General features: G+C 57.0%; 9 protein-coding genes. 3 read left to right on the forward strand and 6 right to left on the reverse strand.

The genetic code is table 11. The annotated features are described in order from the left end of the window. Positions 1-43: 43 nt before the first annotated feature. The 5 genes from uvrB to QU667_RS08090 form a co-directional block, all read right to left on the reverse strand. Complete coding sequence (gene uvrB / locus QU667_RS08070; RefSeq protein ID WP_304986689.1) at positions 44-2,086, reverse strand: excinuclease ABC subunit UvrB; 2,043 nt, start codon at positions 2,084-2,086, stop codon at positions 44-46. 115 nt (positions 2,087-2,201) lie between these two features. Then, complete coding sequence (locus QU667_RS08075) at positions 2,202-3,359, reverse strand: HD-GYP domain-containing protein (protein WP_304986690.1); 1,158 nt, start codon at positions 3,357-3,359, stop codon at positions 2,202-2,204. 42 nt (positions 3,360-3,401) lie between these two features. Next, positions 3,402-5,876: a leucine--tRNA ligase gene (gene leuS / locus QU667_RS08080; RefSeq protein ID WP_304986691.1), complete on the reverse strand. Its 2,475-nt coding sequence runs from the start codon at positions 5,874-5,876 to the stop codon at positions 3,402-3,404. A 235-nt stretch (positions 5,877-6,111) separates the two neighbouring features. Beyond that, positions 6,112-8,214, reverse strand: coding sequence for a methyl-accepting chemotaxis protein (locus QU667_RS08085; protein WP_304986692.1), 2,103 nt, complete (start codon positions 8,212-8,214; stop codon positions 6,112-6,114). Positions 8,215-8,258: 44 nt separating this feature from the next. Next, the gene (locus QU667_RS08090) at positions 8,259-9,608 is read right to left on the reverse strand and encodes an amino acid permease (RefSeq protein ID WP_304986693.1); all 1,350 of its coding nucleotides are present in this window, start codon (positions 9,606-9,608) and stop codon (positions 8,259-8,261) included. A gap of 152 nt (positions 9,609-9,760) precedes the next feature. Here QU667_RS08090 and QU667_RS08095 point away from each other — a divergent pair, with 152 nt between their 5' ends. Together QU667_RS08095 and QU667_RS08100 are read left to right on the forward strand one after the other, a co-directional pair. After that, positions 9,761-10,387 carry a polysaccharide deacetylase family protein gene (locus tag QU667_RS08095; protein ID WP_304986694.1) on the forward strand — a complete coding sequence of 209 codons (627 nt, stop codon included), beginning with the start codon at positions 9,761-9,763 and terminating at the stop codon, positions 10,385-10,387. Beyond that, the gene (locus QU667_RS08100; RefSeq protein WP_304986695.1) at positions 10,384-11,040 is read left to right on the forward strand and encodes an IMPACT family protein; all 657 of its coding nucleotides are present in this window, start codon (positions 10,384-10,386) and stop codon (positions 11,038-11,040) included. The genes QU667_RS08095 and QU667_RS08100 overlap by 4 nt, the downstream gene beginning before the upstream one ends. Positions 11,041-11,067: 27 nt before the next feature. Here QU667_RS08100 and QU667_RS08105 read toward each other — a convergent pair whose 3' ends face one another. Then, complete coding sequence (locus QU667_RS08105) at positions 11,068-11,748, reverse strand: Crp/Fnr family transcriptional regulator (protein ID WP_304986696.1); 681 nt, start codon at positions 11,746-11,748, stop codon at positions 11,068-11,070. A 195-nt stretch (positions 11,749-11,943) separates the two neighbouring features. On the opposite strand from QU667_RS08105, the gene QU667_RS08110 reads away from it, so the two are divergent. Beyond that, positions 11,944-13,293 carry an MFS transporter gene (locus QU667_RS08110; RefSeq protein WP_304988435.1) on the forward strand — a complete coding sequence of 450 codons (1,350 nt, stop codon included), beginning with the start codon at positions 11,944-11,946 and terminating at the stop codon, positions 13,291-13,293. Positions 13,294-13,394 lie beyond the last annotated feature (101 nt).

A 13,394-nucleotide genomic window follows, 5' to 3' on the forward strand; every position in this document is an offset into this window, starting at 1 on the left:
CCGCGTAAGTTGTTTTGTCAGATCATAGTGCTTTCCCTCACGCTTATTTTTTCTTCTTCGGCAGTTCGCCTTCCAGTTCCACAATCATGTCGCGGAGTTCTGCGGCACGCTCGAATTCAAGCGCACGCGATGCCTGCTGCATTTCGCGCAGGAGGCTCTTGACGAGGTTCTCGCGCTCCTTCTTGCCGAGCTTCTTCTTCGCCTTGCCGTCCTTTTTGCCATACAGTGCTCTGTCCTCGGCGGCGACGAGTGTCATCTCGATGAGCGGGACGATGGGCTTTTCGATGGTCTTGGGCGTGATGCCGTGCGCCGTGTTATACTCGCTCTGGATCGTGCGGCGGCGTTCCGTCTCGTCCATGGCACGCTGCATCGAGCCCGTGATGACATCGCCGTACATGATGACGTGCCCGCCCGCATTGCGTGCGGCGCGTCCGATGGTCTGGATGAGCGCAGTATCCGAGCGCAGAAAGCCCTCTTTGTCCGCATCGAGAATGGCGATGAGCGACACCTCGGGCATGTCCAGTCCCTCGCGCAGGAGGTTGATGCCGACGAGTACATCGAACGCGCCCGCGCGCAGGTCATGAATGATCTCCGCGCGCTCGATGGTCGCGATGTCCGAGTGGAGGTAGCGCACCTTGACCCCCGCCTCGCGGAGGTATTCGGTGAGATTCTCCGCCATGCGCTTCGTGAGGGTCGTAACGAGAACGCGTTCATTGCGTTCAATGCGCAGACGGATCTCTGAAAGCAAATCGTCAATCTGTCCGTCGAGCGGGCGCACCTCGACCACAGGATCGAGCAGTCCCGTCGGACGGATGATCTGCTGTGCGACCTGCTGCGCCTGCTGCATCTCGTATTTGCCCGGTGTCGCAGACACGTATACGATCTGGTTGACACGCGCGGCAAACTCCTCAAACGTGAGCGGTCGGTTATCGAACGCGGACGGTAGGCGGAAGCCGTTGTCAACGAGCGAGACCTTTCGGCTGCGGTCGCCGCCGTACATAGCGTGAATCTGCGGCAGGGTCACATGGGACTCGTCAATCATGATGAGGAAATCCTCGGGGAAGTAGTCGAGGAGGGTATACGGCGTGTCCCCTGCGTTCCGGTGCGTCAGGTGACGCGAGTAGTTCTCGATGCCGGAGCAGTAACCCATCTCCGCCATCATCTCAAGATCGTAGTTCGTGCGCTGCTCAAGGCGCTGCGCTTCGAGAAGTTTGCCCGCACCCTTCAGCTCATCCAGACGCTCCACAAGCTCCGTGCGGATGTCCGCCATGGCGATTTTCATATCCTCATCGTCCGTGACATAGTGGGACGCGGGAAAGACCATGGAATGTAAACGCTCACCATATACCTCGCCCGAGGTCACATCAAACTCGATGATGCGTTCGACCTCGTCGCCGAACATCTCGATGCGCACGCCGCGGTTGTTGTAACCTGCGGGAAAAATCTCGACCACATCGCCGCGCACGCGGAAGCGACCGCGCTCGAATGCGATGTCGTTACGCTCGTAACGGATGGAAACGAGTTTTTGCAGAATCGCCTCGCGCGGGATCGTCTGTCCCTTGTGTACGGAGAGTACCATCTCGTGATAGCTCTCGGGCGAGCCGAGACCGTAGATGCACGACACGCTCGCAACGATGATGACATCGCGCCGCTCGAACAACGAACAGGTCGCGGAGTGGCGCAGCTCGTCAATCTCGTCGTTGATGGATGCGTCCTTCTCGATGTAGGTGTCCGTCTGCGCGATATACGCCTCCGGCTGATAGTAATCGTAGTAGCTGACGAAGTAGCCGACATAGTTGTCGGGAAAGAACGACTTGAACTCGCTTGCGAGCTGCGCCGCAAGGGTCTTGTTGTGCGCAATGACGAGCGTCGGGCGCTGCACGCGCTCGATGACCTTTGCCATCGTATAGGTCTTGCCCGTTCCTGTCGCACCGAGCAGTACCTGCGCCGCCATCCCGTTCTCGATGCCGCCCGCAAGGTCCGCAATCGCCTGCGGCTGATCGCCCATCGGCTCGAACGGCGCAACGACCTTGAACGGGATCTCCTTTTCGAAGATCGTCGTATTGAGTTTCGGAACCATCGCCATCCTGCGCCCTCCCTGTCACTGCTGAAAAGTCATTCTGTCATTATAACGCATTCAACGTGTGATGGAAATAGCCGCACACAAAAAAGCACCCCGCAGGGTGCTTTTTTCGTTCTGATTAAAGTTTGCTGACCTCTGCCGCCGTCATGATCTCCACGACGGTGATTTCCTTCACTGTATTGAGGTCAATGAATCCGCCGTCTACAAGCTGAACGACAGGCATCGCCGTAACGCGTGACTGGTCGATGTAGACGATGCGCCCCGCCGAACCGTCCGAGAGGCGCAGCCAGCAGCCGTTGAGTGCGGCGTTGAGCTTACGCATAAAAAGCACAGCGTACTCGGAATCGAGTTTTCCGTCCAACACATCGGCATAGAGGATCTTGAACACCTCGAACGGCGAACGCTTCTCCGCATAGGTACGGCTGGATGCCATTGCATCGTAGCTGTCGAGTACAGCGAGCACCTTGCCGTAGGTCGAAATCTGATCCCCGTCAAGTCCGGAGGGATACCCCGATCCGTCGCAGCGTTCGTGATGCTGGATAATGCCGTTCATGAGATCTGTACGCCCGGAGAGATCGCTGCACTCCAGTACCTTAAAACTGTCAACGACATGGTTCTTGAGGATGTCGAACTCCTCTTCTGTGAGGCGTCCTTTTTTCTCAAGCAGTTCTTTATCGATAAACTGCTTGCCGATGTCAAGGAAAAGTCCCGCAAGCACGAGGTTCTGGCGGTCGATGCCGCTTAGCCCCATCCACTTTGCCATAAGACCGCTGAGGATGGCGAGATGGACGCAGTGATGAAGGTTGTAGTCCCCCTCCTGGTTCATCGTGTAGATCATGGAAACCGCCGTCGCCCCCTCCTTGTAGAGTTCGCGCAGCCGTCCGCTCGCCATGACCGGCTGCAGGATGTCCATGTTGAGCTTACCGGTAATTGCAGCCTGCTGAAAGAGCTTTTCCATCTCGGTGTAAACGTAGTGATAGTTCTCTTCGTATTTGCTGTCGAGTTTCACTGTGCGCTCAGGAGCAGGGGCAACTTTGCCGACAAAGGACTTCGGCACCGCATCCGCCTTTGCCGTCTTCTCCCGCTGTACGGCTGCGATAATGCTGTCCTCGTCGACGTAGACAGACGCAATCCCCTTCTTCTTGAGGAGCTTGATCGTCTCACGATCCAGAACCGTCCCCCCCTCAACAAGCACATCCTCCGTGTCGCCATCGTAGACCGTGCGACCGATGAGCATTTCCGGCAGCAAACTGCGCACAGCAAACGCTTTTAGCATAATGTGTCCTCTCCCTTTTCTTCCTTGACCCGCGTATCCCTGTTATCCTTTGATGACAATATTGACCAGCTTGCCGGGGACGCAGACAACCTTTACAATCTGCTTTCCCTCTGTGAGTTCCTTCGCGCGCGGCAGTTCAGTTACAATCCGCTCCATCGCCTCCCTGTCCAAATCTGCGGCAATCCTCACGCGGTCGCGCACCTTCCCGTTGATCTGCAAGACCACCTCGATCTCGTTCTGTACGAGAGCCGACGGATCGTATGCAGGCCATTTCTGCGCGTGAACGCTGCCCGTAAAGACCCGTGCCCAGAGTTCCTCCGTGATGTGCGGCGCGAACGGCGCAAGCAGACGCAGAAGTGCGCTCGCCGTCTCACGCGCAAGTGCAGCACTGAGCTCCTTATCCTGAAATGCGTAAAACGCATTGACCAACTCCATGATGGCGGAAATCGCCGTGTTGAACATAAAGCGGTCGCGCACATCCTCCGTGACTTTTTTCACGGTCAGATGCAGGATGCGGCGCAGTTCGGTCTCCTCGGGCGTAAGTGCCGACGGGTCACAGACCACAGGCGCCGACTTGATCGTATCCTCGAATTGGAGCAGAATGCGCCAGACACGATTCAGGAAGCGGAATGCGCCCTCAACCCCCTGATCGCTCCAGTCGAGGTCACGCTCCACGGGCGCGGCAAAGAGGATGAAAAGACGCGCCGTATCCGCGCCGTATTTTTCAATGATCTCCTCGGGCGAAACAACGTTGCCGAGCGACTTCGACATCTTTGCGCCGTCCTTGATGACCATGCCCTGCGTGAGGAGGTTCGTAAACGGCTCGTCAAAGTCCAGCATCCCCGCATCGCGCAGCACCTTCGTAAAGAAACGCGCATAGAGGAGATGCAGGATCGCGTGCTCAATACCGCCGATGTACTGATCGACGGGCGCCCAATAGTTCGCCTTGTCCCGATCAAAGGGACGCTCCGTGTTGTGCGGATCGGCGTAACGGTAGTAGTACCACGAAGAGCAGATGAACGTGTCCATCGTATCCGTCTCACGCGTCGCCGGACCGCCGCATTTCGGACAGGTGCAGTGGAGGAAGTGCTCGCTTGAGGACAGCGGCGATACCGTCCCCTGCTCGAACGACACATCCTCGGGCAGACGCACGGGAAGTTCTTCCTCAGGGACAAGTACCTCACCGCATTTTTCACAGTTGATAATTGGAATCGGCGCACCCCAGTACCGCTGGCGCGAGATGAGCCAGTCACGCAGACGGTAGTTGACACAGCGTTTACCGAAGCCCTGCGCCTCCGCCTCGTCGATGATCGCGCCCATCGCCGCGTGCATCTCCATTCCCGTGAACTTGCCGGAGTTGATCAGGAAGCCTTCTTTCTCAACGTATGCTTCCGTCATATCCGCAAGCCGCAGCTCACCCTCGGGCGGGCGGATCGTGAGGATCTTGCGGATGCCGTACTTCGTCGCAAACATCCAATCGCGCTGATCCTCGGACGGAACCGCCATGACTGCGCCCGTGCCGTACTCGAAGAGGACGTAGTTCGTAATCCAGATTTCGACCTGCTCGCCGTTGAATGGATTCGTGCAGTAAAGCCCGGTAAAAATGCCTTCCTTCTCCGACTCGCTCGATGCACGCTCGATGTCGGACTGCTTCTTCACACGCGTGCAGAACGCACGAATCTCGTCCGCCTTGTCGCTGATCGCACAGATCTTCTCCACAAGGGGATGCTCGGGCGCGAGTGCGAGGAAGGTAATGCCGAACACGGTGTCCGGACGCGTCGTGTAGACGGGGATCTCTGTCCGGAGTGCGGGCGCGGGCAGTCGGAACTCCAGACCCTCGCTCCGCCCGATCCAATTCTCCTGCATCGTCTTGACGCGCTCGGGCCACCCCGGCAGTTTTGCAAGATCGGCAAGGAGTTCGTCGGCGTAGTCCGTGATCTTGAAGAACCATTGCGCGAGGTTCTTTTTGTGCACCTCGGATTTGCAGCGCCAACACTTGCCGTCCTCGACCTGCTCGTTCGCAAGCACCGTTCCACAGGTGTCGCACCAGTTGACGGACGCCGCCTTTTTATACGCAAGCCCCTTTTTGTAGAACAACTCGAACAGCCACTGTGTCCAGCGGTAGTAGTCCTCACGGCAGGTGATGACCTCACGCGACCAGTCGTACGCAAGCCCGAGCGCCTTCTGCTGCCGCTCCATATTCTCGATGTTCGAGTACGTCCACTGCGCGGGATGCACCTTGTTCTTGATCGCCGCATTCTCTGCGGGCATACCAAAGGAATCAAACCCCATCGGGTGCAGGACATTGTAGCCCTCCATCGTCCGAAAACGCGCGACCACATCGCCGATCGAGTAATTGCGGACATGCCCCATATGGAGTTTTCCGGACGGATAGGGAAACATCTCAAGCACATAATACTTCGGTTTCGTGTCCTCCATCTCCGTATGGCAGCTGTGCTCTGTCTCCCAGAACTTCTGCCATTTCGCTTCGATCTCCTGCGGGCAATATCTCTCCACGATACTCCTGCTCCTCCCGATAAATAAGGAATCGCTGAATTTATCAGTGCTTCCATAATTCCAACATATCTATATTATCAATATATTATACATGAAGCGGAATGAATGCGTCAATCACTATTCATCGTTCACAGAACATAGGGCAAAGATGCCCTGCCGCACCAACAAGAACGTGCCGGGACGGAAACAGCGGTGTGTCCCCCCGTTGCACACCGCTGCATATTCCGAAAAGCCATCACCGAATCGAACGCAGCACTTCGTCCAGCTCATCGAAACGGCTGCTCAGACGTATACTGAGTTCACTCACGCGATCGATGGAGGCACGTGAGTCACGGATGGCGCGCAGTCCGTCGTCCAGACCACGCTGCATCTGTGCGATGCGACCGTCAAAGCCGTGCTCGAAACTCTCGACCTGATCCTCAAACGCCTGACTCGTTGCAAGCATCTTGTCAATCTCCTGCACATCGCGCAGCAGCGCACTGATCGCCTCGTCGGATGCCTCAAGGCGCTCGCGCGTATTCTCCGAGAGTTTGCGCACCTCACCCGCAACAACAGCAAAGCCGCGCCCCTGTTCTCCCGCACGCGCCGCTTCGATGGCGGCATTGAGCGCGAGGAGATTGATCTGCGCCGAGATCTCCGTAATCATATTCATGACCTGCTCGATTTTCTTCGTACTCTCTGTGAGGCGTTCGAGTTTCGGTGTGATCTCCACATTGCGCTCAAGGAGCTGCTTGGTCATGTCGCCCTGCCCGGTGAGCCCGCTACTCAAATTGCCCACAAGAGAGGAAACGCTCTCGGCACTTTCCCCGACACGCGCCATCGCCTTGGACATGCCCGCCATATGGCTGCGGTATTCAGCGAATTCCTGCATGATGCCGTCTTTGAGTTTGCCAATGATCTCAAGCCGGCTGATCTCATGTTCGAGAAAGGATTTCTGGCAAAGCGCATAGACAGAGGGAAAGCGGTTCATATATCCGTCATAGAACGAGCCGCCGGTGGTCTGATAAAAGAAAATCGCCGTCAGCGTTTCGTTGATGTGCATTCCCGCGATCTCACCGAGTGCGGAATACCCCGCGACGGGGATCCCCTCAAAGAGATCCGCCCCCGCAAGGTCCCCCGCAAACTTCAGACGGCGCAGGAGGCAGTCGTTCAGCACGACGCCGATGGGCGCAGGCTTGCCCTTGGCAAACCCCGCATAGTCCGCCTTCAGGATCTCGCGGAACTTCGCACGCCGCATGAGAGAGACTTCCTCACCGGCGGAAATGTCACAGAAAAAGTGCATCCGCTTCGTCGCAGGGTCAATCGTCTGCAGGGAGCGAATGTAAAACTGATTGCCAACATGCGTCGCAAAGGTAAACTCGTCGAGAGCCTCCATCAGCGCAGGAATATCCGCAGCGTGCATCTTCTTCATCAACACATCCGCGAACAGCACCGGCCGGCCGTCGCTGTCGGCGACGGTATCCACCGTGCGAAACGTCGTATCCGATCCGATGACCGTCCACTTATCCCCCGTCTCCTCCGCCGCCTGTGTCTTGAACACCGAGTAGCGGTAGTCCGCTGCGAGTTTCACCACGAGGATAACCGCATGGTTTTCGAGCACATCTTTCCCGTTGTAAATATAGGTGTGCGAGAAATCAAGCGCACCGCCCGCACTGCCGCCGACGTAAGGACAGGGCAGACTCTCGGCATCGTACATCGCCTTCAACACGAACGACTCACACGCACTCACGCCGTCCACATAGACAAAGGCAAAGGTATCGTCAAACCGTACGGGAAACGGTATCTTCTCCGCACGGATGTCCGCCGTGAGCTTCGCCACGCGCTCGGTGGGTGTCATGGTCACCGCCCCGCGCTTCATATCCTCGTTGTGCAGCGGGAGCGTCATCATGTGCGTTCCCGCGATCATGCGCTTGCTGAACACCTGCAGGAGCACCTTCGCACGTCCATCCCCCGCCTCCATATAGTAGGAGCGTGTGCCGGGCGTATGCGTCAGCTCGCCGCAGGTCGTCATCATCAGAATCTTGACATCGGGCGGCGAGGCAGACTGTACGGCGCGTGCCACATCGTCCATACGGAGATCCGCAGAAACAAACCCGAGGACGATGGCGGGACCGCCCGGTACGTCATAGACCTCCCGCAGTCGCTCCGCCGTCAGTTCACTGCGCGAGAGATAGGCACATTTCATATCGCTGCCGCCCACACTGCCAAGTCCCGCAAACGGCGCACGTGCCTTCCCTCCCTCCTCGCGTGCGGCGGGCTCTGCTGCGAGAGGTTTCGCCTTGATCCGATCCGCGAGCGACACTTCCTCCCTCTTTTTATTTCCAAATAACCCAAACATATTGTCCCCCCTATCGAAAAAGTTAATTCAATTATAACATATATCTATTTATACCGCAAGAACCTGTAAAGAATCATGGGAACAATCAGCAGGGGAACACCGAGATAGAGAGCGGAGCGCAGCTCCGGGACAAAAAACATGAATGCGAGGCAGCATACCTGCGCCCAAATGCCAAAGAGCGTCACATAGGGAAAGAAGGGCATACGATAGCGCAGCAGGGACACCTGTCCCTCCGCTTCGAGTTTACGCCGCCGCCGGTACTGACTCCAACAGATCGAGATCCACGCCACCGCCCCCGAGAATCCGGAGAGCGCAAGCAAATACGTGTAGAGTGCCGCATCCGGATTCACCGCATAGATGCCGATGACCCCCCAGCAGAACAGGATGGATGCATAAATCGCGCGCGACGGTACGCCCTGACTGCTGAGCCCCGCAAGCACGCGCGGAGCCATGCCCATCGTCGCAAGTGCGTGAACTGCGCGCGCCGCACCGTAAAGCCCCGAGTTCGAGCAGGAAATCGCCGCTGTGAGGACGACGAGCGAGAACACCGCCGCCAGCTCCGTAAATCCATGCTCTGCGAGCGCCGCCGCAAAGACACTCTCCGAGAGCGAGGCGTGATCCCACGGAAAAATGGAAATCAGCAGCGTAATGGGAACGATGTAGAGGGCGATGATGCGCCATGTAATGTTGCGCACCGCTGTCGGAATGCTGCGTGCAGGATCGGCGGTCTCCCCCGCCGCAAGCCCGATGATCTCCGTCCCTTGAAAATTCACGAGAATGATCACCATCGTGAGTGCGATACTCGCGCAGCCGTGCGGCGCAAAACCGCCGCTGCCGAGCAGGATGCGTGTCCCGATATACCCCTCCCCTCCGACGAGCCCAAGACAGATGAGCAGAGCGACCACACTGAACGCGACGAGCGCAGACACCTTGATGAGCGAGAGCCAAAACTCGCTCTCACCGAATTTATCGACACGAAACAGATTGATCATGGTGACGACGAGCCCGAAGAACACCGCCCACCAGATCGTCCCGACCTCCGGGAAAAAGCCGTTCATGATGATGCCGGCGGCAATCATCTCCGAGGGCACATAGGACACCCACGTCACCCAATACGACCAGCCGACGCCGCACGCCCACGTCGGCGATATATTTTCGCGCGCATAGACAACAAAAGATCCCGAAAGCGGTTTTTCCACCGCCAGCTCTGCAAGACAAAGCATGACCGAGAGAACAATCAGTCCGCCGAGGAGGTAGGAGATCATCGCAGCAGGCCCCGCATGTTCGAGCACATAGCCCGTTCCGAGGAAATATCCGCTCCCGATGACACCGCCGAGAGAGATAAACTGAAGATGCCTGTTCTTCAGCTTCCGTTTCATTGTTGTTTCGCCCATGGGCTTCTTAACACAACCTTTCTTCCAAAATCCCCACGCGAAAATATGCGCTCCCATCATACTACAGGAAGGCGTGAATTACTATGATTTATTTGACAAAGCCGTAAATTTTTATTATCATCGTAGAAGCTGTATAAAGGAGGAGTTTGATTATGAAATTCAGAGCCTTGCTGCTCGCTCTCGCCCTCGTCATTACTGTTTCCGGGACAGCGGGCGCAACCGTCACCGAACATCGGGAGTCGACGACGAACCTCTCCATCGCCTACCCCGTCCTTGCGTTGGAAGACACTGCCGCTGCAGATCTCATCAATGCCGACATCGCGTCGCTCGCCGCAAATATGCGCACGGCCTACGAGAACGGCGCCTTTTACCGCGGGGAGCTTGGCTATCGGGTACACCTGGACGACGACAACTTCCTCTCCGTAACGTTCACGGATCTGCGCTACGAGCTGCGCGCAAATCAGCCCGTCCGTCATGACTACGGCTGCGTCTACTACAAAAAAACAGGACAACGCATTCCGCTCTCGTTCTTTGTTCACCTCACCCCGTCCGACCTCGACGGTGAGGCGGTCAGTGGGCATCTCTACAATGAGCAGGGGCGCAACACGCCGATTCAGCCCGAAAAATCCGTCCGCGAAATTCCGACGAACTACTTCCTCGGCGGCAGCGGCTATGTATGCCCCATCTTTCAGGCGGGCGAGCTGACGGCGAGCACAGGGCCGACCTACATCCTGCTCGATGCGTCCATCATCGACTACTTTAACCGCAAAAACAAATGACGATGGAAATTTATACAACCATCACAGGGGAGATACCGAACGGCGGTGTCTCCCCTGTTTTATACGAAATTCAGCGGTCACGCTTCCTTGCCTATGCAATCCACGCAGAGGACGAGAACGAGGTACGGACATGGCTGCAGACGGTAAAGAAGGAACACTATGAGGCACGCCACGTTCCCTACGCAATGGTACTGGGGGAACGCTCGGATCGTCAGCGTTCGAGCGACGACGGCGAGCCGGGCGGCACGGCGGGCAGCCCCATCCTCGAAGCGATCAAGGCACGCGGCATCACGAATGCAGCCGTCGCTGTCGTACGCTACTTCGGTGGGATCAAGCTCGGCGCGGGCGGGCTCATCCGTGCCTATGCGCATACGGCAGGGCTCGGACTCGACGCGGCGGCGAAGGTACGTATGACACCGCTGCAGACCATGTATGTTCAGATCGACTACGACCTTTTGGCTCCAGTGGAACGCTATATCCGAGATGCAGGTCTTTTGACAGAGGAAGCTGCGTATGCGGACAGGGTTACCCTTCCCCTCCTCGTCCCCGCTGCCGATACCGAACTCCATCAACGTGCACTCACCGACCTCACGGCAGGACGCGCACAGTACCGGCTCGGCGGGCAAAAATACGTCGCAGTCCCCCTTGCATAGAAAAAGCGCCTCAATGAGGCGCTTTTTCTATTCGATATTACAGATTTCCCTGCCGCAGTTCTCACAGTGAATCTCTGCCTTCAGATACTCCATATCCTTGATGAGTATGAGATGTCCGCGCATCTCGATCACATTCTGTTTCTTGAGATCGGCAAGCATACGGTTGAGGCTTTCACGCGCCGATGCCGAGTAGTTCGCAAGCTCCTGATTCGTCAGCGGAACGGAGATCAGAATCCCCTCATCCGTCTCCATCCCGTAGCTGTTCGCGAGACGGATCAGCGTCGAGCAGAGCGCCCCCTTCTTCCCGTAGAGAACCAAGTCGCGAAATTTCAGATGCTGCTTTCGCATATGCATTCCGATCAGCTTGAGCAGGGCAATCGAGAGATGCGGGTGTTTTTCCAGGTATGCCTGTAGTACGGGAAACTCAATGGCATAGACCTCAGCGGCGCTGCGTGCAACCGCACTGAAGATATAGATCGGCTTCTCCTCATAGATCGGCAGCTCGCCGATGATACTGCCCTTTGTCGCGAGACGCAGGGCAAGCACGCGCCCCGATGCACCATACTTCACAATGAAGATATGCCCCGACCGCACGATGTAGAAATAATGTGCCGGCCTGCCCTCACGAAAGAGATATGCGCCGTCATGCAAGGAAATCACCTTGCCCGGAATCGACTCCACCTCTCGAATGAGCGTCTCCTGATCCACGAACCTCTCCTCCATTCCTGTCCATAGAGAATGTTCATTGTATTTTTTAATATTATCGAAAAAACTATTAAAATCCTGTGACATCGGTCACATCCAAGCGAAAAATTTTTCACTATAATTTTTTTGTATCAACGTTATAGGAAACTCTGATAAGGCACAATCCCCTCGGAGCTTCACGAAATCATCATGGGAGAGATGCAAATGGAAAGCAAGGACATCCTCGCTGTACTCGGCGAGAACCCGTCACGGCGTGATATTCTCACGCATTGGGATCCGGAGAATGAGACGTTCTGGAAAAAATACGGCGAGCGCATCGCCAAACAGAACCTCTACACCTCGACATGGGCGCTGACCCTCGCCTTTGTCGCATGGACGATGTGGGCGACCATCGCGGCACAGCTCAATCAGATCGGCTTTCACTTCACGGATAACGAGATCTTCACGCTCGCGGCACTGCCGGGACTCGTCGGTGCAACGGGGCGTCTCGTCTACACCTACCTCCCCGCCATGGTCGGCGGACGCAACTGGACGTTCATCTCGACCGCACTCCTTCTCATCCCGCTCATCGGGCTCGGCAACGCTCTCACGGACACGACCACAACCTATGACACCTTTGTCCTGCTCGTCGCGGGCATCGGCATCGCGGGCGCAAACTTCTCCTCGTCGATGGCAAACATCGGCTTCTTTTTCCCGAAGTCGCAGAAGGGGCTTGCCCTCGGCATCAACGCCGGCATCGGCAACCTTGGCGTATCACTCATCTATCTGACCGCCCCCATGCTCCTCGGTGCGAGTTTCGGCGGCCTCTTCGGCGATCCGCTCCTGAGTGCGGCAGGCAAGGAGGTCTACATCCAGAACGTCTGCTATTTCTGGGCGATCCCCACGGCGCTCACCCTCGTGCTCATCTGGATGTTCATGGACAACCTGCCCATCCCGAAGCAGAGCCCGCGCAGCATGATGTCGATCTTCGGCAACAAGCACACATGGCTCATCACCGTCATCTATACCTGCGGCTTCGGCTCGTTCATCGGCTACTCCGCAGCGCTCGCACTCCTCGTGAACCGCGAGTTCCCCGAGGTCTCGTTTGCCTATGCTGCGTTCCTCGGCCCCTTCATCGGCGCGGGCGTACGCCCCATCGGCGGTTGGGTCTCGGACAAGGTCAACAGCGGCTCGAAGGTCACGTTCTACTCGCTGCTCCTCATGCTCGTCGCGTGCATCGTCACCGTCATGGGCATTCAGGCGCACAATTTCGCACTGTTTTTCGGTGCGTTCCTCGTACTCTTCTTCTCGACCGGCTTCATCAACGCCGCATCCTTCCGCATGATCCCCTTCGTCTTTGACAACCCCGTGCACGCCTCGCTCGTCACAGGTTTCACGGCGGCGATTGCGGCATATGGCGCGTTCCTCATCCCAAAGATTTTCGGCTGGTCATACGGCACACAGGGCAGTGTCATCCCCGCGTTCTACATTCTCATCGCGTTCACCGTCATTACCATCATCATCACCTATGTCTTTTACGCACGCAAGGGCTCCGGCATCAAGTGCTGAGCGCTGCGTGAGCAAAGAAGCTGCCCTCGACAGGGCGGCTTTTTTATTGGGAAAATTGATGTGCCGCCCACATCCTCCATTTCACGCACACATCGGACTGT

Source organism: Selenomonas dianae (genome assembly GCF_030644225.1).
GTDB classification, from domain to species: Bacteria; Bacillota; Negativicutes; order Selenomonadales; family Selenomonadaceae; genus Centipeda; species Centipeda dianae.

Excerpts from the sequence above, each read along its gene's own strand:
- QU667_RS08085 (WP_304986692.1), bottom strand. The coding sequence starts at position 8,214 with ATGTTTGGGTTATTTGGAAATAAAAAGAGGGAGGAAGTGTCGCTCGCG.
- QU667_RS08110 (WP_304988435.1), top strand. The coding sequence starts at position 11,944 with ATGCAAATGGAAAGCAAGGACATCCTCGCTGTACTCGGCGAGAACCCG.
- QU667_RS08075 (WP_304986690.1), bottom strand. The coding sequence starts at position 3,359 with ATGCTAAAAGCGTTTGCTGTGCGCAGTTTGCTGCCGGAAATGCTCATC.
- QU667_RS08100 (WP_304986695.1), top strand. The coding sequence starts at position 10,384 with ATGACGATGGAAATTTATACAACCATCACAGGGGAGATACCGAACGGC.
- QU667_RS08090 (WP_304986693.1), bottom strand. The coding sequence starts at position 9,608 with ATGGGCGAAACAACAATGAAACGGAAGCTGAAGAACAGGCATCTTCAG.
- QU667_RS08095 (WP_304986694.1), top strand. The coding sequence starts at position 9,761 with ATGAAATTCAGAGCCTTGCTGCTCGCTCTCGCCCTCGTCATTACTGTT.
- uvrB (WP_304986689.1), bottom strand. The coding sequence starts at position 2,086 with ATGGCGATGGTTCCGAAACTCAATACGACGATCTTCGAAAAGGAGATC.